Origin of the sequence: Stenotrophomonas sp. AB1(2024), assembly GCF_037482345.1 — a bacterium.
Lineage (GTDB): Bacteria > Pseudomonadota > Gammaproteobacteria > Xanthomonadales > Xanthomonadaceae > Stenotrophomonas.
On the sequence record NZ_JBBHKO020000001.1, the window covers coordinates 3,529,560 to 3,553,060 of the forward strand.

At 66.8% G+C, this 23,501-nt stretch carries 20 protein-coding genes; 9 read left to right on the forward strand and 11 right to left on the reverse strand.

The window, feature by feature from the left end; translation table 11 throughout:
- Window positions 1–60 precede the first annotated feature (60 nt).
- Window positions 61–273: a cold-shock protein gene (locus WIX41_RS15845; protein WP_339449106.1), complete on the forward strand. Its 213-nt coding sequence runs from the start codon at window positions 61–63 to the stop codon at window positions 271–273.
- 75 nt (window positions 274–348) lie between these two features.
- On the opposite strand, the gene WIX41_RS15850 is transcribed toward WIX41_RS15845, so the two are convergent.
- Window positions 349–834 (reverse strand): glycine zipper 2TM domain-containing protein, encoded by a 486-nt coding sequence (locus tag WIX41_RS15850; protein ID WP_339449108.1) that lies wholly within the window; start codon window positions 832–834, stop codon window positions 349–351.
- A gap of 121 nt (window positions 835–955) precedes the next feature.
- Complete coding sequence (locus WIX41_RS15855) at window positions 956–1,393, reverse strand: hypothetical protein (protein WP_339449110.1); 438 nt, start codon at window positions 1,391–1,393, stop codon at window positions 956–958.
- Between the two features lie 94 nt (window positions 1,394–1,487).
- Here WIX41_RS15855 and WIX41_RS15860 point away from each other — a divergent pair, with 94 nt between their 5' ends.
- Window positions 1,488–2,288 (forward strand): tRNA threonylcarbamoyladenosine dehydratase, encoded by an 801-nt coding sequence (locus tag WIX41_RS15860; RefSeq protein ID WP_339449112.1) that lies wholly within the window; start codon window positions 1,488–1,490, stop codon window positions 2,286–2,288.
- Between the two features lie 66 nt (window positions 2,289–2,354).
- Here the strand turns inward: WIX41_RS15860 and WIX41_RS15865 are convergent, their stop codons facing one another.
- Together WIX41_RS15865 and WIX41_RS15870 are read right to left on the reverse strand one after the other, a co-directional pair.
- Complete coding sequence (locus tag WIX41_RS15865; RefSeq protein WP_339449113.1) at window positions 2,355–3,119, reverse strand: TatD family hydrolase; 765 nt, start codon at window positions 3,117–3,119, stop codon at window positions 2,355–2,357.
- The gene (locus WIX41_RS15870) at window positions 3,116–3,337 is read right to left on the reverse strand and encodes a DUF6116 family protein (protein ID WP_339449114.1); all 222 of its coding nucleotides are present in this window, start codon (window positions 3,335–3,337) and stop codon (window positions 3,116–3,118) included. Before WIX41_RS15870 ends, WIX41_RS15865 begins: the two co-directional genes overlap by 4 nt.
- A 161-nt stretch (window positions 3,338–3,498) precedes the next feature.
- Between WIX41_RS15870 and WIX41_RS15875 the strand changes: the two genes are divergently transcribed.
- From WIX41_RS15875 to WIX41_RS15905, 7 genes are all read left to right on the forward strand, one after another.
- Entirely contained in the window at window positions 3,499–4,323 is an 825-nt protein-coding gene (locus WIX41_RS15875) for a glycine zipper 2TM domain-containing protein (protein ID WP_339449115.1), read from the forward strand.
- Between the two features lie 114 nt (window positions 4,324–4,437).
- Entirely contained in the window at window positions 4,438–4,980 is a 543-nt protein-coding gene (locus WIX41_RS15880) for a GNAT family N-acetyltransferase (protein ID WP_339449116.1), read from the forward strand.
- 90 nt (window positions 4,981–5,070) lie between these two features.
- Window positions 5,071–7,350, forward strand: a complete 2,280-nt coding sequence (locus tag WIX41_RS15885; protein ID WP_339449117.1) for a thiamine pyrophosphate-dependent enzyme — start codon at window positions 5,071–5,073, stop codon at window positions 7,348–7,350.
- Between the two features lie 3 nt (window positions 7,351–7,353).
- Window positions 7,354–9,297 (forward strand): asparagine synthase (glutamine-hydrolyzing), encoded by a 1,944-nt coding sequence (gene asnB, locus WIX41_RS15890; RefSeq protein ID WP_339449118.1) that lies wholly within the window; start codon window positions 7,354–7,356, stop codon window positions 9,295–9,297.
- Window positions 9,298–9,451: 154 nt separating this feature from the next.
- Window positions 9,452–10,012 carry an NADPH-dependent FMN reductase gene (locus WIX41_RS15895; protein ID WP_339449119.1) on the forward strand — a complete coding sequence of 187 codons (561 nt, stop codon included), beginning with the start codon at window positions 9,452–9,454 and terminating at the stop codon, window positions 10,010–10,012.
- 203 nt (window positions 10,013–10,215) lie between these two features.
- Window positions 10,216–11,640, forward strand: a complete 1,425-nt coding sequence (locus tag WIX41_RS15900) for a replicative DNA helicase (protein WP_339449120.1) — start codon at window positions 10,216–10,218, stop codon at window positions 11,638–11,640.
- 197 nt (window positions 11,641–11,837) lie between these two features.
- Window positions 11,838–12,053 carry a hypothetical protein gene (locus WIX41_RS15905; RefSeq protein WP_339449122.1) on the forward strand — a complete coding sequence of 72 codons (216 nt, stop codon included), beginning with the start codon at window positions 11,838–11,840 and terminating at the stop codon, window positions 12,051–12,053.
- A 146-nt stretch (window positions 12,054–12,199) separates the two neighbouring features.
- Here the strand turns inward: WIX41_RS15905 and lpdA are convergent, their stop codons facing one another.
- From lpdA to WIX41_RS15940, 7 genes are all read right to left on the reverse strand, one after another.
- The gene (lpdA, locus tag WIX41_RS15910; protein ID WP_339449124.1) at window positions 12,200–13,636 is read right to left on the reverse strand and encodes a dihydrolipoyl dehydrogenase; all 1,437 of its coding nucleotides are present in this window, start codon (window positions 13,634–13,636) and stop codon (window positions 12,200–12,202) included.
- Between the two features lie 60 nt (window positions 13,637–13,696).
- Window positions 13,697–14,896: a dihydrolipoyllysine-residue succinyltransferase gene (sucB, locus tag WIX41_RS15915; protein ID WP_339449126.1), complete on the reverse strand. Its 1,200-nt coding sequence runs from the start codon at window positions 14,894–14,896 to the stop codon at window positions 13,697–13,699.
- A gap of 41 nt (window positions 14,897–14,937) precedes the next feature.
- Window positions 14,938–17,769, reverse strand: coding sequence for a 2-oxoglutarate dehydrogenase E1 component (locus WIX41_RS15920; protein ID WP_339449128.1), 2,832 nt, complete (start codon window positions 17,767–17,769; stop codon window positions 14,938–14,940).
- Between the two features lie 184 nt (window positions 17,770–17,953).
- Window positions 17,954–18,862 (reverse strand): GNAT family N-acetyltransferase, encoded by a 909-nt coding sequence (locus WIX41_RS15925; protein WP_339449130.1) that lies wholly within the window; start codon window positions 18,860–18,862, stop codon window positions 17,954–17,956.
- Window position 18,863: 1 nt separating this feature from the next.
- Complete coding sequence (locus WIX41_RS15930; RefSeq protein WP_339449132.1) at window positions 18,864–20,294, reverse strand: cupin domain-containing protein; 1,431 nt, start codon at window positions 20,292–20,294, stop codon at window positions 18,864–18,866.
- 224 nt (window positions 20,295–20,518) lie between these two features.
- On the reverse strand, window positions 20,519–21,886 hold the full coding sequence (purB, locus tag WIX41_RS15935) for an adenylosuccinate lyase (RefSeq protein WP_339449134.1): 1,368 nt from the start codon (window positions 21,884–21,886) through the stop codon (window positions 20,519–20,521).
- A 36-nt stretch (window positions 21,887–21,922) separates the two neighbouring features.
- Entirely contained in the window at window positions 21,923–23,257 is a 1,335-nt protein-coding gene (locus WIX41_RS15940; protein WP_339449136.1) for a hemolysin family protein, read from the reverse strand.
- Between the last annotated feature and the right edge of the window lie 244 nt (window positions 23,258–23,501).

The following is a 23,501-nucleotide window of genomic DNA, read 5'->3' on the forward strand; positions in this document are numbered from 1 at the left end:
GTCAGCCGCCCGCCAAGGCGTAACCAACGACATAGCAGAGATACCCAGGGAGTTAGTGAGATGGCTGAGAATCGTGAGACCGGTACCGTGAAGTGGTTCAATGACGCCAAGGGCTTTGGCTTCATCAGCCGTGAGAACGGTGAGGACGTGTTCGTGCATTTCCGCGCGATCCAGTCCCAGGGCTTCAAGAGCCTGAAGGAAGGTCAGAAGGTGAACTTCGTTGTCGTGCAGGGCCAGAAGGGCCTGCAGGCCGACGCTGTCGAGCCGATCTGAGTTCCGGCAGGTGCGGAACAGAAGAAGGCCCGCGCAAGCGGGCCTTCTTTGTTGCTGCATGGGCCGGCGCGCCGATCAGCGCAGGACCACCCGGCCGTTGACCACGCGCACGTAGGTGTTTTCGCGGATCCCGCCCAGGTCGCGCTGGTTGACCACCACGGTGCGGCCATCGTCCATGCGCACGGTGATGTCGAAGGTGTCGCTGGTCACGTTCTTCTGGATCTGGTTGCCGGCCAGCGCACCCCCCACCGCGCCCGCGGCAGCGGCGATGTTCTGGTTGCCCTTGCTGCCGCCGGTGTGGTCGGAGATCTCATGGCCGGCCACGGCGCCGACGAGGCCGCCGAGGATGGCGCCGGTCGCGCTGGGTGCGGTGCGGCCGGAGGCGACCTGGTTGATCCGGGTCACGATGCCGCAGTCGGCGCAGCGGTTGTCGTTGTAACCGCCACCGCTGTTGCCGTAGCCAGTGTTGTAACCGCCACCGCCATAGCCAGGTGAGGTGGTTGCGCAGCCGGCCAGCGCAACGGTGGCAACGGCAGCGGCGGCAATCAGTTGGATCTTCATGGTGGTTCTCCTGGCCAGAAGGGATGGTCGAGAATGCGTCTGGTACGCATGGCGCAGATCGTGTCGTGTGCTACGTGAACAGTGTGCCAATCCGGTGCCCGCTTCGTGGCTGCCAGATGAATCAGCGGAAGTCCTGGTGGCAGGCCTTGCAGTCGGTCTGGATCTTCTCGACCAGCTGGCCCATGGCCACGCAGTCGGTCGGCGGCGCGGCCAGCGCGGTGTTGAGCGTGGCGCGCAGGCCGCTGGCGTGCTGCTGGAACTGCGCACTGTCCTTCAGGTCCGGAAAGGCCAGGTCCAGGTCGTTGGACAGTGAGCGCAGCGTCTGCAGGCGCGGCACGCTGTCGGCCAGGCTGCAGCGGTTCTGCGCCTGCGCATCCCGAAGCAGGCCCACCTGCCGTTCCATCACGTGCATCAGGCTGCCGGGGAAGGGATCCTTGCGGGCCTGGATTGCCCGCGACACCATCACCGTGGCGACCAGGCCGACCACCAGGCCCAGCCCGGCAACCAATAGATAGCGGTAAGCAGCAGACGGGCGACGGACAGGGGCAGGGCTGTTCATGGGCATGGCTTCCTTGTAGGTGGCTCGCTGCATCCTACCCCCGGGCACACGCCGTGCGTACGTGGCGGACGCCGGGCCGTCTAAAATAGGCGGCATGAACGACGTATTGCGCGAACGCTTTGCCGGCATCGACCGGTTGTATGGGGTGGGCACCGTAGACCAGCTGTCGCAGCGCCGGGTGGCGGTGGTCGGCATGGGCGGGGTGGGCTCGTGGGTGGTGGAAGCGTTGGCCCGCACGGCGGTGGGCCACCTGACCCTGATCGATGCTGACGACATCTGTGTCTCCAACACCAATCGCCAGCTGCCGGCGCTGGCCGGGCAGTACGGGCGCAACAAGGCCGAGGCAATGGCCGAGCGCTGCCGCGCGATCAATCCCGACATCGAAGTTGACGCAATTGCCTCCTTCTTGACGGTGTCGAACATGGTCGAGCTGCTCGACCGCGATTTCGATCTGGTCATCGATGCCTGCGACAGCTTCCGGGTCAAGGTGGAAACCATTGCCTGGTGCCGCCGCCGCAAACTCCCGATCCTCACCGTGGGCGCGGCCGGTGGCCGCACCGATCCGACCCTGGTGCGCATCCGCGACGTGTCGCGTACCGAGCATGATGCGATGCTCGCGCTGATCCGCAAGAAGCTGCGCAGCGATTTCAACTTCCCGAAGAACGCCTCGCGTTATTTCGGCGTGCCTGCGGTGTACTCGCTGGAGAACGTGAAGTACCCGCAGGCCGATGGCAGCGTGTGCGGCGTGCGCCCGCAGCTGGGGGCCGATGCAGCGCTCAAGCTGGATTGCGGCGCCGGGCTGGGTGCGGCCACGCACATCACCGGCGCATTCGCGTTCGCGGCGGTGGGCAAGGCGCTGGAGATGCTGCTCAAGAAGAGAAACATGCGGGAATGACGCGTAGAGCCACGCCCTGCGTGGCTGCTCTTCGCCGGACACCCCGCAGCCACGCAGGGCGTGGCTCTACGGGAGCCCGAACAGCCTGCGTGCGTTGGCTGACGTCTGCTCGGCTATCTCCTCCACCGATTCAGCGCGCAACCGCGCCACGGTTTCTGCAATCACCGCCAACCGCGCCGGCTCATTGCGCCGCCCACGAATGCCCGCATCCGGCTGGTCCGGCGCATCGGTTTCCAGCAGCAACTGCTCCAGTGGCAGTTGCGCCACCAGCCGTTGCAGGCGCTGGGCATGGTCATAGGTCAGCGGCCCGCCCAGCCCCACCAGGAAACCGAGCTTGTGCAACTGCGCGGCCTGCTCCGGGCTGCCCGGAAAACTGTGGATCACTCCGCGCAGGCCACCAACCTGCCTGATCGCCGCAATCACCGCATCCACCGCGCGCCGTGCGTGCACGATCACCGGCAGGTCGAACTCCCGCGCGATCCGCAGCTGCCCGTCGAAATAGAGCTGCTGCTGTTCGGCATCCAGTCCTTCCACGAAGAAATCCAGCCCGCATTCGCCTACCGCACAGGGGTGCTCGCGGGCGATCCACTCGCGCAGCTGTTCCAGGTGCCCGGGGCGGTGCTGGTCCAGGAACATCGGGTGCAGCCCGTAGGCCGGGTACAGCCCGTCGGCGAGCCGGCAGGTGTCGCGCAGCTTGGGCCAGCTGGCTGCGGTCACCGCGGGCACCACCTGGGTGCGTACCCCCGCCACCTGCGCGCGCGCGATCACCAGGGCGCGGTCGTGGTCGAACTCGTCCGCATCCAGGTGGCAGTGGCTGTCGATCAGGCTCACGCGTCGCGCTGGTCCAGGCGGGGTGGCAGGGTGTCGCTGCGACGCTTCCAGTTGGCCAGCAGCAGCGTGCCGAGCCCGAACAGGATTTCATCCACGAACGGGACAGGGTCTGGAATGAACAGCGTCACTGCGAACAATGCGGCGGTGATCTTGAACAGCGTAGGGTAGCGCAGTCCGCGCGCCCACGTCATGACTGGCAGCAGCAGGGGACCGGGCATCGCACTCTCCTCGACAGGTGGTGTAAACGCTATCATGAGCACTTCGATGACAGAACCTGAATGGGCAAGCAAGACGTAAACGTCATGTGGAGATACCGTTCAGGGAACGCATGCTGGAATCCAAATCAAGAACGTTGCGGATCGTCCGCAGGGAGTCGGATATGAAAAGCACAACTACTACTGTCCTGGTCGCCGCAGGCGCCCTGCTGGTCGGTGGCATCGCCACCGCCGCCTTCATGAAAAGCGGTAATTCCGCCGATCCGGTTACCGCCGCGCAGACCCGCCCCAGCCTGGACACCACGCCGCTGGCCGACGACGGCGCGGCCACGGACGAAGTGGCCGTGGACACGGCTGGCCGCCTGGAATACGCCGACGTGGTCAAGGTCGATCCGCTGACCCAGAAGGAAAAGGCCTACGCGACCGTGATCGGCACCGAACCGGTGCGTGAGACCTCCACTACCCAGACCCCGCACGAAGTCTGCAATGACGTGGTGGTGCAGGAACGCCTGCCCGAGCGCGATGGCAACGTCGGCGGCACCGTGGCCGGCGCGGTCATCGGTGGGCTGCTGGGCAACCAGGTGGGCGGCGGCAACGGCCGCAAGGCCGCCACCGCAGCCGGCGCTGTCGCTGGCGGCGTGATCGGCAACCAGGTGGACAAGCGCCACGTCGGTGGCCGTGTGGTCAACCGCACCGAGCGCCAGTGCCACACCGAAACGGCCACCTCCGAATCGACCAAGGTCACCGGCTACAACGTGACCTACCGCAATGAAGACGGCACCACCGGCACCATGCGCATGGCCAGCAAGCCGGGCAACCGCATCGCCATGGGCACCACCAACAACGTCACCGGCTACAACGTGACCTACCGCTACGACGGCGTCGAAAAGACCGTCAAGATGGCCAACAAGCCCAGCAGCGACCGCCTGCCGGTGGTCGACGGCCAGCTGGTCACCCAGACCGCCGCGCTGGATACCACCGCACGGTAATCCCCATCAACAACGTAGTGCCGGGCTCTGCCCGGCAACCCTCAACAGGCCGGCATTTTGCCGGCCTGTTCGGTTCTGCGAAGATCGATCCTGGCTTACCCACCGGACATCGGCATGAGCATTTTCGACCTGCGCCTTGAAACCGACCGGCTGATCCTGCGCCCGCCGCGCGCGGAGGACTTCGAGGCCTTCCTGGCCTTCTGCACCGATCCGCAGGTGATGCAGCACCTGGGCGGCGTGCAGGCGCCATCCCAGGCCTGGCGCAGTTTCAGCTGCCTGGCGGGCAGTTGGCACCTGTATGGGTTCTCGATGTTCTCGGTGATCGAGAAGAGCAGCGGCGAATGGGTGGGCCGCATGGGGCCGTGGCAGCCGCTGGACTGGCCGGGGACCGAAGTGGGCTGGAGCATCCGCGCCGCCAGCTGGGGCAGGGGGTATGCGCCGGAGGCGGCGGTTGCCGCGATCGACTGGGCGTTCGACACGCTCGGTTGGGACGAGGTGATCCACACCATCGACGCAGCCAACGAGAATTCGCGGGTGGTTGCGCGCAAGCTGGGCAGCACGCTGCTGCGGGTGGGCGAGCTGCCGCCGCCGCACGACGGCAAACCGGTCGAGATCTGGGGCCAGTCGCGGCACCAGTGGAAATCACGGGGGAGCTAGGCGCTCTTTTGTGCACCTGCGCTTGGCAAGCGGCGCCGGTTGCGGCGATGCTCGGCCCGGTCGTCCGTTCGGCTCTGCTGGAGGGTGTGCATGGTTGCCGTGGTTCCCGATCCGATTCCCGCACGCATGAAGGCCCTCAACCGGGCTGAGATCTGCGACGTCAATTTCATCGAGTATGTCCGTCAGTGGCACGGCGACGCGCGCCAGCGACCCGCGCCGGCCGAGCCCATCCTTCCCGGCAGCAGCCTGGACGCGCAAGGCTTTGACGCGCTGTTCGAGTCGCAGCTGGCCAGCCGCCACCTGGACCTGATGGCGCGCGTGCTGCGGGTGCAGAACAAGGTTTTCTACACCATCGGTTCGTCCGGGCACGAGGGCAATGCGCTGGTGGCGCGGGCGGCGCGGCATACCGATCCGGCGTTCCTGCACTACCGCTCCGGCGCGTTCATGGCCGAGCGCTTCCGCCAGCTGCCCGGCATGGACCCGGTGATGGACGCGGCGCTGTCGTTTGCCGCCAGCTGCGACGACCCAGCCAGCGGTGGCCGCCACAAGGTGTGGGGCAGCAAGCCGTTGTGGGTGCTGCCGCAGACCTCCACCATCGCCTCGCACCTGCCCAAGGCGCTGGGCACGGCGATGGCGATCGAAACCGCGCGGCGCATCGGCCACCGGCTGCCGATTCCCGACGACAGCATCGTGATCTGCTCGTTCGGCGATGCCTCGGCCAACCACGCCACCGCCCAGACTGCCTTCAACACCGCCGCCTGGGCGGCCTACCAACGGCTGCCGGCACCGGTGCTGTTCGTCTGCGAAGACAACGGCATCGGCATTTCGGTGAAGACGCCCGAAGGCTGGATCGCCGACAGCTTCAGCCGCCGCCCCGGGCTGGACTACTTCTTCGCCGACGGCCTGGACCTGGCCACTGGCCATGCGCAGGTCCAACGCGCGCTGGACCATTGCCGCAGCACCCGGCGGCCGACCTTCCTGCACCTGCGCACCACCCGCCTGATGGGGCACGCCGGTACCGATTTCGAGATCGAGTGGCGGCCGCTGCAGGAGCTGTGCGCGATAGAAGCGACCGACCCGCTGCTGCGTTCGGCACAGATCGCATTGGAATCGGGCTGGATGACGGTGCCCGCGGTGCTGGAGCGCTACGAAGCCATGCGCGCGCGCTGTTTCGCTGCAGCCGAGGCCGCCGACCAGCGGCCCAAGCTGGGCGCGCTGGCCGAGATCATGGCGCCGTTGGCCCCGTACACACCGGCGGCGGTGCTTGCCGAAGCCTGTCGCACGCCAGCGGCGGAGGCGCGCGAGGCGGCCTTCGGCAGTGTGGAGCAACTGCCCGAACGGCAACCACCGCGCCATTTGGCGATCCAGATCAACCAGGCGCTGCACGACCTGCTGTGCAAGTACCCCTCGTCGCTGCTGTTTGGCGAGGATGTCGCACAGAAGGGTGGGGTGTACACGGTCAGCAAGGGCCTGCTGAAGGCGTTCGGTCCGCGCCGGGTGTTCAACACCCTGCTGGATGAAACCATGATCCTGGGCATGGCCCAGGGCCTGGCCAACCTGGGCATGCTGCCGATTCCGGAAATCCAGTACCTGGCCTACCTGCACAACGCTGCCGACCAGCTGCGCGGAGAGGCCTGTTCGCTGCAGTTCTTCTCCAACGACCAGTACCGCAACCCGATGCTGGTGCGCATTGCCGGGCTGGGCTACCAGAAGGGCTTCGGCGGCCATTTCCACAACGACAACTCCATCGCCGCCCTGCGCGACATCCCCGGGCTGGTGGTGGGCTGCGCCTCGCGCGGCGACGATGCGGCAATGATGCTGCGCACGCTGGCGGCACTGGCGCAGGTCGATGGGCGGGTAGCGGTGTTCCTGGAACCCATTGCGCTGTACATGACCAAAGACCTGCATGCACCGGGCGATGGCCAGTGGCTGTTCCCGTACCCGGCGCCGGACCAGGCGCTGGTACTGGGCGAAGGGCGCGTGTACGCAGCGGAGGCCAACGACCTGGTGATCTTCACCTACGGCAACGGTGTGCCGATGAGCCTGCGTGCGGCGCGCACCATCGAAGCCGAGCAGGGCTGGCAGGTGCGCGTGGTCGACCTGCGCTGGCTGGTACCGCTCAACGCCGGCTTCATCGCCGAACAGGCCGCCGACGCGCGGCGGGTGCTGGTGGTGGACGAGGGTCGGCACAGCGCCGGGGTGGGCGAAGGCGTGATCACCGCGCTGGTCGAGGCCGGCCTGGGCCACCTGCCGCTGCAGCGCGTGTGCGGGGCCGATACCTATACGCCACTGGCAGGGGCAGCAATGTGCGTGCTTCCAAGCGACAATGCGGTAACAAGCGCCGCGCGGGTGTTGGCGCAGGACCATTGACGCATGTGTGGACTGGCAGGAATGTTGCTGGCCGCCCCCATACGGGAGCAGGCCGCGTTGGAACAGCAGGCGCGCCGCATGGGCGATGCCCTGGTGCACCGTGGGCCGGATGACAGCGGGGTGTGGGCCGATGCGGCCAACGGCATTGCGCTGGCGCACCGCCGGCTGAGCATCCTGGACCTGTCGCCGCTGGGCCACCAGCCGATGGCGTCCGATGATGGCCGCTACGTACTGGCCTACAACGGCGAGGTCTACAACTTCGCCGCGCTGCGGCTGGAGCTGGAAGAACGCGGCCACAGCTTCCGTGGCCATTCCGATACCGAAGTGCTGCTGGCCGCATTCGTGGCCTGGGGCCTGGACGAGACCCTGCAGCGTGCCAATGGCATGTTTGCCATCGCCCTGTGGGACCGTGCCGAGCAATGCCTGTGGCTGGCCCGCGACCGGGTCGGCAAGAAGCCGCTGTACTACGGCTGGGCCGGCGACGCGTTGGTGTTCGGCTCTGAACTCAAGGCGTTGTGGCAGCACCCGGCGTTCGACAACGATATCGACCGCGATGCGCTGACCCTGCTGATGCGGCTGGACTACATTCCCGCCCCGCACTGCATCCACGAACGCTGCTTCAAGTTGATGCCGGGCCGGGTGCTGCGCCTGGATGCCGCGGCGGTGGCGGCCGGTGCGGCCGCGCACCGTCCCGACCAGCAGCAGCTGCCGTTCTGGAACGCGCGCGATCGCATGCAGCAGGCGCTCGCCTTGCCGTTCGTGGGCAGCGACGACGACGCCGAAAACCAGCTCGATGCATTGCTGCGCGATGCGGTCGGGCTGCGCATGGTGGCTGACGTGCCAGTGGGCGTATTCCTCTCCGGCGGCACCGATTCGTCGGTGGTGGCCGCGTTGATGCAGTCGCAGTCGTCCACGCCTATCCACAGTTTCAGCATCGGCTTCGAGGGCTCGGACCACGACGAGGCGCCGTTGGCCAAGGCGCTGGCCAGCCACCTGGGCACCGATCACACCGAATTGTATGTGAGCGGTGCCGATGCGCTGGCGGTGGTGCCCGGGCTGCCGGCGATGTTCGACGAGCCATTTGCCGATGCCTCTCAGGTGCCCACTGCGCTGGTGGCGCGGCTGGCGCGCAGCGCGGTGACCGTGGCGTTGTCCGGCGATGGCGGCGACGAGCTGTTCTTCGGCTACAGCCGCTACCAGCGTGCGCTGCGCAACTGGACGCTGCTGGGCCGGGTACCGGCCCCGCTGCGGCGCTGGATGGCTGCCCACTCACACACCCAGGGCGAGGCCTCGCGCACCGGCGGGCTGGCCGCGCTGCTGGCCGAAACCGGCGCGCGCGGGATCGGCGACGTGTACCGCAACCGCATCTCGCGTTGGCGCGACCCGGTGTCGGCGGTGATCGGCGCGCGCGGGGTGGGCAGTTTCTATGACCTGGCCGATCCGCTGCACGGCGCCGGCTCGCCGGCCGACGCGATGATGCTGGCCGATTTCAGCACTTACCTGCCCGACGACCTGCTGTGCAAGGTGGACCGCACCAGCATGGCGGTCAGCCTGGAAGCGCGCGCGCCGTTGCTGGATTGGCGCGTGGCCGAGTTCGCCTGGTCGCTGCCGCTGTCGATGAAGCAGCGCGATGGGGTGAGCAAGTACCTGCTGAAACGGGTGCTGGGCCATTACGTGCCGCAGGACATGGTGCACCGGCCCAAGCGTGGTTTTGGCGCGCCCGTCAGCGCGTGGTTGAAGGGCGACCTGCGCGGCTGGGCCGATGAACTGCTGGATCCGGCGCGGTTGCAGGCCGAAGGGGTATTCCATGTGGATGCCATTGTCCCCCTGTGGAAGCAGTTCCAGCAGGGTGAGCGCAAGTGGCATACCCACCTGTGGAACGTGCTGATGTTCCAGGCCTGGCAGGCGCATTGGAAGCAGGTGCGGGCGGCGGTTGTGAACGCCTGATCGTCGGTACCGCGCAGCCACGCAGGGCGTGGCTCTACGCCGCCATCGTCCGGCCAAGCGGTAGAGCCACGCCCTGCGTGGCTGCGCGACCCACCTTCACCGCCCACAACGGCGGAGACGCCTAGGCTGGGTTTTCCTTTACCGGAGACACCCCATGGCAACCCCCACCATCGCCGTGCTCGTCGGCAGCCTGCGCACCGGCTCGCACAACCAGGCCCTGGCCCATGCGCTGGAGAGGCTGGCCGCCGGCAGGGCCCGCTTCGAGTACGTGCAGATCGGCGACCTGCCGCTGTACAACCAGGACTTCGACAAGGCCTATCCGGCCGAGGGCCTGCGCCTGAAAGAGCAGATCCGCAAGGCCGACGCGGTGCTGTTCGTCACCCCCGAATACAACCGCTCGGTACCGGGCGTGCTCAAGAACGCCATCGACCTGGGCTCGCGCCCCTACGGCCACAGCGCCTTCGCCGGCAAGCCGGCGGCGGTGATCGGTACCTCGATCGGCGTGATCGGCACTGCGCTGGCCCAGCAGCACCTGCGCAACATCCTGGCCTACCTGGACATGCCGGTACTCGGTCAACCCGAGGCGTTCATTCATTTCAAGGAAGGCCTGATCGACGGGCAGGGCAGCATCAGCAATGAAGGCACCCGCGACTTCCTGCAGGGTTTCGTCGATAAGTTCCTGGCCTGGATCGCCACCCACGGCGGTCAGCATTGAGCCGGATGGTTCTGCGATAATGTCCCACGACGGGCGCCGCAACGGCGCCTGTCGCACGTTTTGCGACGGCCCAGGCCGATGCTGCCGGTACGACCCGGTATGCCCAGCTCATCCACTGCTTATCCACAGGTTTATCCGTGGCTGCGGCGGGCACCGCGTGCCTACCATGTCCCACGCCTCACACGCAGGAAGAACACCCCCTCATGTCCGCCCGCTCCGGCTTCCGTTCCGACCGCAAAGATCGCGGTGACCGCTATGATCGCGACGAGATGCGCATCGACGCGCTGCGCGTGCCACCGCATTCGATCGAAGCCGAACAGGCGGTGCTGGGCGGGTTGATGCTGGCCCCGGAAAGTTACGACCGGATCAACGACCAGCTGACCGAAACCGACTTCTACCGGCGCGACCACCAGACCATCTACCGCGCGATCCGCGAGCTGTCAGAACGCGACCGCCCGTTCGACGCGGTGACCCTGGGCGAGTGGTTCGAATCGCAGGGCAAGATGGAACTGGTCGGCGATGGCGCCTACCTGATCGAACTGGCCAGCACCACGCCGTCGGCGGCCAACATCTCGGCCTATGCCGAGATCGTGCGCGACAAGGCGGTGCTGCGGCAGTTGATCCAGGTCGGCACCGACATCGTCAACGATGGTTTCCAGCCCGAGGGCCGCGAGAGCAGCGAGCTGCTGTCGGCGGCGGAAAAATCCGTGTTCGCGATCGCCGAGCAGGGCGCGCGCGGCCGCACCGATTTCGTGGCGATGCCCGGCGCGCTGAAGGATGCCTTCGAAGAGCTGCGCAACCGCTTCGAGAACGGCGGCAACATCACCGGCCTGCCGACCGGCTACGCCGATTTCGACGCGATGACCGCCGGCCTGCAGCCGACCGACCTGATCATCCTGGCCGCGCGCCCGGCCATGGGCAAGACCACCTTGGCGCTGAACATCGCCGAATACGCCGCCATCAAGTCCAAGAAGGGCGTGGCGGTGTTTTCGATGGAAATGTCGGCCTCGCAGCTGGCGATGCGCCTTATTTCGTCCAACGGTCGCATCAACGCCCAGCGCCTGCGTACCGGCCAGCTGGAAGACGAAGACTGGAGCCGGGTCACCGGCGCGATCCGCATGCTGAAGGAAACCAAGATCTTCATCGACGATACGCCGGGCGTGTCGCCGGAGATCCTGCGCTCCAAGTGCCGCCGCCTCAAGCGCGAGCACGACCTGGGCCTGATCGTGATCGACTACCTGCAGCTGATGAGCGTGCCGGGCAACAGCGAGAACCGTGCGACCGAAATCTCGGAAATCTCGCGTTCGCTCAAGGGCCTGGCCAAGGAACTGAACGTGCCGGTGATCGCGCTGTCGCAGCTCAACCGCTCGCTGGAAACGCGAACCGACAAGCGTCCGGTGATGGCCGACCTTCGCGAATCCGGCGCAATCGAGCAGGACGCGGACATGATCGTGTTCATCTACCGCGATGACTACTACAACAAGGAAAACTCCCCGGACAAGGGCCTGGCCGAGATCATCATCGGCAAGCACCGAGGCGGCCCCACCGGCTCGTGCAAGCTCAAGTTCTTCGGCGAGTACACCCGCTTCGACAACCTCTCGCACGATTCGGTCGGTTCATTCGAGTAACGTCGAAAACGTTACGAGGGTAGCGCCGGCCGTTGGCCGGCCCAGGCGGTGCTGATGGGTTCACGGGGCCGGCCAACGGTCGGCGCTACGAGTTTCGTCGCCGTATGGCGGGTTTCGTCGCAAACCCGTTGCACTGCGCCCGGCCAGGGCGCGATGGTGGTCCCAGGGCGGCAGGGTGCCGCCAACGGAGACCCGTCATGAAGACCCTGTTCGCGCTTGGTGTGTGGTGCCTGCTGTTCGTGCTGTGCTGGCCGCTGGCGATCCTGGCCCTGCTGGCCTGGCCGTTCGTGTGGCTGCTGAGCCTGCCGTTCCGCCTGGTCGGCATCACCTTCTCGGCCCTGTTCACGTTCCTGGGCGCGGTGTTGATGTTGCCTGCCAGATTGCTGGGCGGCGGAAGGACGGCGACCGCGTGATTTCACACGCAGCCGGGCAGAGCCCGGCTCTACGTATAGTGCCGGGCTCTGCCCGGCTGTTGTGCCGACCGCAGGTCGGCACGTTGCAAGATCCACAAAAAAACCCCGCCGAGGCGGGGTTTTTCGTTGCATCACGCCAAGGCCGGTCAGTTGGCCTTGTGGATCGCGCGCTTGCTCACGGCCATGGCGGCGTCGTGGACGACTTCCGACAGGGACGGGTGGGCGTGGCAGATGCGGGCCAGGTCGTCGGCCGAACCACTGAACTCCATGGTCAGCACGCCTTCGTGGACCAGCTCGGACACGTTGGCGCCGACCAGGTGCATGCCCAGGATGCGGTCGGTTTCAGCGTGGGCCAGCACCTTGACGAAGCCGGACGGCTCGATCATGGCCACGGCACGGCCGTTGGCGGCGAACGGGAAGCTGCCGGCCTTGTACGGAATGCCTTCGGCCTTCAGCTGCTGCTCGGTCTTGCCCACCCAGGCCAGCTCCGGCTCGGTGTAGATGACCCACGGAATGGTGTCGAAGTTGACGTGGCCCGGCAGGCCCGCGATCAGTTCGGCCACCGCGATGCCTTCCTCGAAGCCCTTGTGCGCCAGCATCGGGCCGCGCACGCAGTCGCCGACCGCCCACACACCGTTGACGCCGGTGTGGCAGTGGTCGTCCACTTCGATCTGGCCACGCTCGTTGATCTTGACGCCGGTACCTTCGGCCAGCAGGCCCTTGGTCGCGGCGCGGCGGCCCACGGCCACCAGCAGCTTGTCCACCACCAGGCTCTTTTCGCCTTCGGCGTCGGTGTAGGTCAGGGCAACTTCCTTCTTCTTGCCCTTGCCGGTCACCTCGGCCTTGGAGACCTTGGCACCCAGGCGGATGTCCAGGCCCTGCTTCTTGAATTCCTTGGCGGCGACCTTGGCCACTTCGGCATCGGCGGCGGCCAGGAAGTCCGGCAGCGCCTCCAGGATGGTCACTTCCGAACCCAGGCGCTTCCACACGCTGCCCAGTTCCAGACCGATCACGCCGGCGCCGATTACCGCCAGGCGGGCCGGCACTTCGGTGAAGTCCAGGCCGCCGACGTTGTCGACGATGGTCTCGCCGTCGAACTTCGCAAACGGCAGTTCGATCGAGTCCGAACCGGCGGCGATGATCACGTTGGTGCCCTTGAGCTCGACGATCGAACCGTCGTGCTGGGTGACCTTGACCACATTGCCCGGCTGCAGTTCACCGAAACCGTAGTACGGCGCGACCTTGTTGGCCTTGAACAGCATGCCGATGCCGCCGGTGAACTGCTTGACGATCTTGTCCTTGCGGCCAACCATCGCCTCGACGTCCATCTTGGCGTCCTTGAAGCTGATGCCGTGGTCGCCAAAGATGTGGCTCATGTTCCAGAACTGGCGCGAGGAGTCCAGCAGCGCCTTGGACGGAATGCAGCCCACGCGCAGGCAGGTACCGCCGAGCGCCGGCTTGCCATCCTTGCCCAGGGCGGCGTCGATGCAGGCGGTCTTCAGACCCAGCTGCGCGGCGCGGATGGCGGCGTGATAGCCGGCCGGACCGGCACCGATGACGACAACGTCGAATTGTTCAGCCATTGAAAATTCCTTGATGCTTTACCAGAACCCCTCCGCGCAGGCGCGGAGGGGCGGGAGGTCTTACAGGCCGAACAGCATGCGGCCCGGGTTTTCCAGCTGGTTCTTGATGTCCACCAGGAACTGCACCGAATCCTTGCCATCGATGATGCGGTGGTCGTAGGACATCGCCAGGTACATCATCGGCGCGATCACGACCTGGCCGTTCTGGGCGATCGGACGCTCCTTGATGGCGTGCATGCCCAGGATGGCGCTCTGCGGCGGGTTGATGATCGGGGTGGACAGCAGCGAACCGAAGGTGCCGCCGTTGGTCACGGTGAACGTGCCGCCCTGCAGTTCTTCCAGGCTCAGCTTGCCGTCACGGGCCTTCTTGGCGTAGTCGGCAATGGTCTTTTCGATGTCGGCGAACGACATGCGCTCGACGTTGCGCAGCACCGGCGTGACCAGGCCCTTCTCGGTCGAGACCGCGATGGAGATGTCCGAGTAGCCGTGGTAGATGATGTCTTCGCCGTCGATCGAGGCGTTGACCAGCGGGAAGCGCTGCAGCGCGTTGGCGGCGGCCTTCACGAAGAAGCTCATGAAGCCCAGCTTGATGCCGTGCGCCTTGACGAACTCGTCCTGCAGGTCCTTGCGCGCGGCCGACACCTTGGACAGGTCGACTTCGTTGAAGGTGGTCAGCATGGCGGTGGAGTTCTTGGACTCCATCAGGCGCTCGGCGATGCGCTTGCGGATGCGGGTCATCGGCACGCGTTCTTCCGGACGTGCGCCACCGGCCTTGCCGGCGCCGCCGTTGCGGGCGAAGTTGACGATGTCTTCCTTGGTCACCGCGCCGCGACGGCCGGTGCCGTCAACATCAGCCGGGTTCACGCCTTCGGTGATGGCGGTGAAGCGCGCACCCGGGGGCAGGGCATCGGCAGCGGACTTCGACGCCGGGGCCGGCGCGGCAGCGGCGGCCGGAGCAGCGGCAGCCGCCGGAGCAGCAGCCGGCTTGGCTTCAGCAGCCGGGGCCGGGGCCGCGGCGACGGCGCCTTCCTCGATGACCGCCACGACCTGGCTGGAGGTCACCGTGGCACCCACCTCGAACTTGATTTCCTTCAGCACGCCATCAACCGGCGACGGCACTTCCAGCACGACCTTGTCGGTTTCCAGGTCGAGCAGGTTTTCGTCACGCTTGACGGCGTCGCCGACCTTCTTGTGCCAGGTGGCGATGGTGCCGTCGGCGACGGATTCGGGCAGTACCGGGGCTTTGACTTCGGTGGCCATGCGGGGGCTTCCTGGTTTGTCTTTTCTGGAATGAGGGAAAGTTATTCAGCGACCGCGTCGTTGAACGGGTTGACCAGTGCATCGGCGACCAGCTTCTGCTGTTCGATGATGTGGTCGGCCATGTGACCGGCAGCCGGCGAGGCCGAACGGGCGCGACCGGCGTAGTGCAGGCTCTGGCCATCGGCCAGGCAGAACTGCAGGTGGTGGCGGATCTGGTACCACGCACCCTGGTTCTGCGGTTCTTCCTGCGTCCACACCACGTCGGTGGCCTTGCCGTACTTCTTCAGTTCGGCCGCCAGCAGCGCGCGCGGGAACGGGTACAGCTGTTCCACGCGGATGATGGCCACGTCGTCCTGGCCGCGCCTGGTCTGGTCTTCCAGCAGGTCGTAGTAGACCTTGCCCGAGCACAGCACCACGCGCTTGACCTTCTTCGCGTCTGCCTTGGCATCGCCGATCAGGTGCTGGAATTCGCCGTTGGCCAGCTCGTCCAGGCTCGACACGGCCAGCTTGTGGCGCAGCAGCGACTTGGGCGACATCACCACCAGCGGCTTGCGGGTGGTCAGGTGCAGCTGGCGACGCAGCATGTGGAAGGCCTGCGCCGGGGTGGAGGGCACCACCACCAGCATGTTCTCCAGCGCGCACAGCTGCAGGAAGCGCTCCAGGCGCGCCGAGCTGTGTTCCGGGCCTTGCCCTTCATAACCGTGCGGCAGCAGCAGGGTCAGGCCGGTGATACGGCCCCACTTGGCTTCGCCGGCAGCGATGAACTGGTCGATCACCACCTGGGCGCCGTTGGCGAAATCGCCGAACTGGCCTTCCCAGATGCACAGGGTGTTGGGATCGGTGGTGGAGAACCCGTACTCATAGGCCATCACCGCTTCTTCGCTGAGCAGAGAATCGATGATGGTGGCCTTTTCCGGCGAATCCACCAGCTGCCGCAGCGGCAGGTAGTAGCTGTCGGTCTTCTGGTCGTGCAGGATCGCGTGGCGGTGGGTGAACGTACCGCGGCCCACGTCCTGGCCGACCAGGCGCAGTGCATGGCCTTCGTCGAGCAGGGTGGCGTAGGCCAGGTTTTCGGCAAAGCCCCAGTCGCCCGGGATGTCGCCGGCCGCCATCTTGCGGCGGTCGTCGTACACCTTGGATACGCGCGAATGCAGTTCCACTTCGGCCGGCACGGTGTTGATCAGGTTGGCCAGCTGCTTCAGCCTGGCCGGGTCCACCTTGGTGGAGACCGGATCGGACAGCTTGCCTTCCAGCAGCTTGGGCCAATCGACGAACAGCGCGCTGCTCGGCGGGGTCTTTTCGACCTTGGCCAGTTCGGTGGTGACTTCACCGGCGTCCAGCTTCTCGCGGTAGGCATCGACCATCGCCTTGCCGGCACCGACGGCGATCACGCCCGCCTGTTCCAGCTGCGCGGCGTACAGCTCGCGGGTGGTCTGGTGCTTGCGGATCACCTGGTACATCAGCGGCTGGGTGATGGCCGGCTCGTCGGCCTCGTTGTGGCCCCAACGGCGGTAGCACATCAGGTCGATGACCACGTCCTTGGCGAACTTCTGGCGGAACTCGAAGGCCAGCTTCGCAACAAACACCACCGCTTCGGGATCGTCACCGTTCACGTGCAGCACGGGCGCGGCGATCATCTTGGCCACGTCGGTGGCATAACGGGTCGAGCGGGTGTCTTCCGGGTTCGAGGTGGTGAAGCCGACCTGGTTGTTCACCACGATGTGCACGGTGCCACCGACGGCGAAGCCGCGGGCCTGCGACATCTGGAACAGTTCCATGACCACGCCCTGGCCGGAGAAGGCCGCGTCGCCGTGGATCAGGATCGGCATGACCTGCTTGCGCGCGGTATCCTTGCGGCGCTCCTGGCGCGAACGCACGGAACCGGCCACGACCGGGTCGGCGATTTCCAGGTGCGACGGGTTGAACGCCAGCGCCAGGTGGACCGGGCCACCGTCGGTGGCCACGTCGGCCGAGAAGCCCATGTGGTACTTCACATCGCCGGCCGAGGCGTGCTCGTCGTGCTCGAACTTGCCTTCGAATTCGTCGAACAGCTTGCGCGGGTTCTTGCCCAGGGTATTGACCAGCACGTTGAGGCGGCCGCGGTGGGCCATGCCCACCACCACGTCCTTGACGCCATCCTTGCCGGCGTCACGGATGATGGTGTCCATCATCGGGATCAGCGAATCGCCGCCTTCCAGCGAGAAGCGCTTCTGGCCAACGTACTTGGTGTGCAGGTAGCGTTCCAGGCCTTCGGCGGCGGTCAGGCGCTCCAGCGTGCGGCGCTGGGTAGCGGCGTCCAGGCTGTAGTTGCCACCGGCCAGTTCCAGGCGCTGGTAGATCCACTGGCGCTGCTCGACCTCGGAGATGTGCATGAATTCCGCACCGATCGAGCCGGTGTAGGTCTTCTTCAGGCGCTCGAACAGGTCGCGCAGTTTCATGCGCGGCTGGCCACCGACACCGCCGGTGCTGAACTCGGCGTTGAGGTCGCCTTCGGACAGGCTGTGGAACGGCAGGCCGAGGTCCGGCGAGTTGACGGCCTGGGCCAGGCCCAGCGGGTCGAGGCGCGCATCCAGGTGGCCGCGCGACCGGTACGCCGTGATCAGGCGACCGACATTGCGTTCGCGTTCGTCGCCGGCACCGGAGTTGCCGCCGCCCTTGACGGCGTTTTTGGCGGCGTCGGCGATATGGGCGATGACGGCCGAGTGCGGAATGTCACCGGCTTCGCGGCCCTTGAAGCCGTCGAAGTAGGTCTTCCATTTGGGATCGACACTGTCCGGAGAAACGAGGTACTGCTCGTACAGATCCTCGATATAGGAGGCGTTGCCGCCGGCGAGCTGCGAAGACTGCGCAAACTGCTTCAGTTGATTGTCCACGATGGAGGGTCGGATTCGCTTGTGGGGTAAGGCTTCGATGATCCGGCAGGGAAAATGAATAGCCCTGCACGGGCGGTATCTAACGGTCCAAATTGTACCCCCATCGAGACAGGAAGGGGCACCGGAACGGCCTGCGGCGGGGCCGTGGTGTCATTCCCAGACAGGTTCGGGACCGGGAAAGGGGCTAGAGGCCGAGCGCGCGCAGTTCGCTGCAATCGCGCGAACGTTCCCATACGCGCTGCAAACCGTCCTGCAACGGCCGCGAACGTGCCGGCAGCGAAAGCCCGGCTTCGCCGTCGGAACGCAGGCCGCTCAGACGAAAGTAGTAGTCGCCGGCATCGTTGAGCAGGCAGGCCGAGGCCAGGGCACGGTCGATCGGGTCGGTGACCTGGCGTACCCGGAACGCCGTGGGCAGGCGTTGGACCAGGCCGAGCAGGGGAGAACCGGCCTGGGCGATGGCGGCGGCATCGTGGACGATCAGGTTGACCTGCTTGTCGTGGCGGGCCGTGGCCAAGCGCCGCAGCGCCTCCAGTACCGGCGGGGCGTCCAGCAGCCCTGGGTCGAGCACGCGGCTGTGGATCCACAGCTGGCGGCGGGCGCGGTGGACCAGGGCGGTAGTGATGGCCACCGCCTCATCGGCGTTGTCGATGTTCACCGCCCCGTCCAGCACGCGGCGCATGTGCTGGTGGGCGATGCCGGCTTCCTCGAACAGCGCGCCATGCGGCAGGAAGCCCTGGCGGGCGTAGAACGCACGGGCCGGCAGCTGGGCGTGCAGGGTGATTTCGCGCCAGCCGCGCTGGCGGGCTGCGTCGACCAGGGCCAGCAGCAGCTGTTCGCCCACGCCCTGGCTGCGCACGCTGGCCAGCACCGCCATGCGCCCGATCCGGCCATCCGGGGTCAACCGGCCGGCGCCTATCGGCTGGCCCTGCGCGTCGCGGGCCAGCACGTGCACGCTGAGCGGATCCAGTGCATCGATCTCCAGCTCGGCCGGCACCCGTTGTTCGTCGACGAACACGGTGTGGCGGACCTGGTGCAGCAGGGCCCGGTGGCCGGGGTAATCGACCACCTCGACCTGGATGCCGGGCCCTGCCATGTCAGGAGCCGGCGCCGCCGTCGGGGGTGCCGACGGCCGGGTCGTCGCTGTCATCGGTGTCGTCGAAATCAACGATCACTTCGACGCCGTCTTCGTGGATGGTCACTTCGTGCACGTTGGCTTCGACGTCTTCATCCTCGACGACGTCGACCGTTTCGGTGGCGTCGATGATTTCGTATTCGGCTACCTCTTCGTCGGCGTAGTCGTCTTCGTCGTCGAATGCGTCGCCGTCGAGCAACTGATAGTAGCCGCCGGCCACCAGTTCATGCAGGGCGTCGCGGCCCTTGGCCGAGAGCTTCTGGTACAGGCCGGCACCGACCTGTTCGGCGGCGGCCAGGGCCTGGGCATCCTTCACCGGCAGGGCAAATTCCAGGCCGCTGCAGTACAGGCTGGCGCCACGCTTGGCCCGGCGCCAGGCCAGGCGGGCCCAGGGATGGCGGCCCAGTTCGATGCCTTCGGCCAGGGCGGCTTCGATCTCTTCGCGGGGCAGGGCCTCGCCGGAGGCGACCACGTCACCGGCGGCGCGGTAGGTGGTGATGAAGCGGCCGAACCAGTCGCCAAGACGGTCCGGGTCGTTCATGCGGATGGCGTTGAGCGCCTGGACCACGCGGCCCATGGCCACGGCATCGATTTCGTTGGGGTCTTCGGGCACCTTCAGGTCCGGGTCCTGGTAACGGATGGCCTCGTCGGCATCCATGATCAGGGTGTCCAGGTAGTCGCTGATCAGCTCGGCCGAGGCCGGGGCGCGCATGCCGAAGGAGAAGGTCAGGCAGGGGTCTTCGGCCACGCCGTTGTGCGGCACTTGGGGCGGCAGGTACAGCATGTCGCCGGGTTCGAGCACCCAGTCGTGGGTGGGTTTGAAGCGGCGCAGCAGCTTGAGCTCGACGTCGTCGCGGAATTCCAGCGGCGGGCGCTTGCCCTTGGTGGATTCGCTGGCGTCGATCTGCCAGCGGCGGTGTCCATAAGCCTGCAGCAGGAACACGTCGTACTGGTCGACATGGGCGCCGACCGAGCCGCCGGTGGCGGCGAAGCTGATCATCACATCGTCCATGCGCCAGCGCGGCAGGAAGTCGAAGTGGCCGATCAGGGCGCGTACATCCGGGTCCCACTTGTCCACGTCCTGGACCAGCAGGGTCCAGTCGTGGTCGGGCATGCCGGGGAATTCTTCTTCCTGGAACGGGCCGCTGCGCACGGTCCAGCCGTCGGTGGCGCGGTCATGGGTGATGAGGCGGGCGAGGGCGGTTTCCTCGCAGGCCAGGCCGGCCAGGTCTTCGGGCTGGAGCGGGGTTTCAAAATCGGGGAAGGCGCCGCGGATCAGCAGCGGGCGCTTCTGCCAGTAGTCGCGCAGGAAGGTGGCGGCGGGCATGCCCAGCGGCAGGCCGGGGCGGGCCTGGACTTCGATGACGGGGGTTTTGGTCTTGCGGATGGCCATGGGGGAATCCTTGAAGCGTGTAGACGGAATGCGATTGGCGCAGCGGACGAAGCGCGCGCTCGTCTCGCCATTGTCCGCTGGTTGAACAGGATCTGCACCTGCGCCGCACTGTCGCGCGTGCCCCCGGTAGCGCCGACCGTTGGTCGGCCCACGCGGCGCCAAACGAAAAACGGGGCACCGGATATTCCGGCGCCCCGTCCGGGGTCACTGCCTGATCAACGCGATCAGATCGCCTTGGCCAGATCGGCGGCCAGGCCGATATACCCACCTGGGGTCAGCTCGCGCAGGCCCTGCTTCGCATCTTCCGGCAGGTCCAGCGATTCGACGAAGGCCTTCATGGAGTCGGCGGTGATGCCCTGGCCACGGGTCAGGGCCTTGAGCTGTTCGTAGGGGTTGGGCAGGCCGTAACGGCGCATCACGGTCTGCACGGCTTCGGCCAGCACTTCCCACGACGCATCCAGGTCGGCGTTGAGGCGCTCGGGGTTCACGGTCAGCTTGCCCAGGCCCTTGGCCAGCGAGTCCAGCGCCACCTGGCTGTGGCCGAAGGCGGTGCCCACCGCGCGCAGCACGGTGGAGTCGGTCAGGTCGCGCTGCCAGCGGCTGATCGGCAGTTTGGCGCTGAAATGCTCGAACAGGGCGTTGGCGATGCCGAAGTTGCCTTCGGCGTTCTCGAAGTCGATCGGGTTGACCTTGTGCGGCATGGTCGAGGAGCCGACTTCGCCTTCCTTGAGCTTCTGCTTGAAGTAACCCAGCGAGATGTAGCCCCAGATGTCGCGGGCCAGGTCGATCAGGATGATGTTGGCGCGGCGTGCGGCGTCGCCGATCTCGGCGATGTTGTCGTGCGGCTCGATCTGGGTGGTGTAGGGGTTGAACACCAGGCCCAGGCTTTCCACGAAGCGCTTGGCGAAGGCCGGCCAGTCCACGTCCGGGTAGGCGATGGCGTGGGCGTTGTAGTTGCCGACCGCGCCGTTGATCTTGCCGGTCAGTTCGACGGCAGCGATCTGGCGGCGCTGGCGCTCCAGGCGGGCGACCACGTTGGCCACTTCCTTGCCCAGGGTGGTGGGCGAGGCGGTCTGGCCGTGGGTGCGCGACAGCATGGGCTGTTCGGCCTGGGCATGGGCCAGGGCGCGCAGGCGGGCGGCGATGTCGTCCAGCGACGGCAGCAGCACGGTGCGGCGGGCCTCTTCCAGCATCAGGCCGTAGCTGAGGTTGTTGATGTCTTCGCTGGTGCAGGCGAAATGCACGAATTCCAGGGCCGGGGCCAGCTCGGCGTCATCCTTGAGCTGTTCCTTGATGAAGTACTCCACGGCCTTGACGTCGTGGTTGGTGGTGCGCTCGATTTCCTTCACCCGGGCGGCATGGGCCGGGGCGAAATCATCGGCCAGCGCGCGCAGGCGGGCGGTCGCGGCGGCCGGGAACGGCGCCAGCTCGGCAATGCCTGGTTCGTTGGCCAGGGCCAGCAGCCACTCCACTTCGACCTTCACGCGGGCCTTGATCAGGCCGTATTCGGAGAAGATCGGACGCAGCGCGTCGACCTTGCCGGCATAGCGGCCATCGAGCGGGGACAGGGCGAGCAGGGCGAATTCGGACATGGCGGTCGCAGGGCAATGACGGCGGGGGCCGTCATTCTACGCTGCGCCGGGGTCCTCGTCGGCCTCTTCGGGCGCCAGGCGTACGGTCACGGCCTGGATACGGTGTCCGGCCATGCGCTTGACGGTGAACAGCTGGCCGTCGATGCGCACCGCTTCGCCTTCCTCGGGCAGGCGCTGGAGCTGGTGCACGATCAGCCCGCCGACCGAGTTGAGGTGCTCGGGGGCGGCCAGGTCGCGGCCGAGCAGGCGCTCCAGCCGGAAGATGGAGGTGGAGCCGGCCACCAGCAGGGTGCCGTCGGCGCCGCGGGTAGGGGCGTCCTTGACCACGTGCGGGTACTCGTCCTCGATGTCGCCCACCACCACTTCCAGCAGGTCTTCCAGGGTGAAATAGCCCAGGATGCGGCCGTGTTCCTCCACGCACAGCGCCATGTGCGTGGTGCCGGTGCGGAAGCGTTCGAGCACGGCGGTGACCGGGGTTTCCAGCGCGATCAGGTTGGCCGGGCGGAGCAGGGCGCGCAGGTCGTCGGTGGGATGGCCGCGGGCGATCTCCACCAGCAGGTCCTTCATGTGCAGGATGCCCAGCACTTCCTCGCCGTCGACGTCGAACCACGGGTAGCGGCTGTAGCGGCTTTCGGCGAATTCGGCCATCACCTCGGCCAGGCCCATGCCCTGGCGGAACACGCGCATGTGTTCGCGCGGGCGCATCAGGTCGCCGGCCACCAGCTCGGGCAGCTCCAGCGCGTGGCTCATCAGGGTCAGGTCCTGGTCGGGCGCGTCGGCGCCGGGCTGCTGGCGCGCGACGATGAGCTTGAGTTCCTCGCGTGAGTAGCGGTGCGAGGTGTGCTCCACATCGCCCCAGCCGGCCAGCCGCAACAGCGCGTTGGCGCTGTGGTTGAGCAGCCAGATCGCCGGGAACATGGCCCAGTAGAACAGGTACAGCGGCGCGGCGGTCCACAGCGACATGGCTTCGGGGCGGCGGATCGCCATGGACTTCGGCGCCAGTTCGCCGAGCACGATGTGCAGGAACGAGATCAGGCTGAAGGCGATGATGAAGGCGGTCAGGCGTGCGCCTTCCGGGCCCATGCCCAGCGCATCGAACAGCGGCTGCAGCAGGTGCGCGAACGCCGGTTCACCGACCCAGCCCAAGCCCAGCGAGGACAGGGTGATGCCGAGCTGGCAGGCCGAGAGGTAGGCATCGAGGTGCGAATGCACGTTGAGCAGCAGGCGGCCGCGCCAGCCGTGCTTGGCGGCCAGGCCGACGGCCTGGGTGTGGCGCAGTTTGACCAGGGCGAACTCGGCGGCCACGAAGAAGCCGTTGAGTACGACCAGGAACAGGGCCAGCAGCAGGAGCAGCAGGTTGCCGACGATCATGGCCGGCCCCGGCGCAGCGCGCTGCAGGTGACGGCGGAAAAGCGGGCCGCGGACGCGGCGTGCGAGGGACTACAGTGCGGGTCGTCGCCCATGGAAAGTGGTGATGCCTGAATGAACACGAATTTCGAGTCTAGCCGAAGCGTGCTGCCGTTGGGATTCATTCCCGCTTGGGAGTATCGTGATCGCAGCCGCCAGCCAGGGAATGAAGGCCCGTTGCCAGCCGCCGTTCCCTTTCCCCACTGAA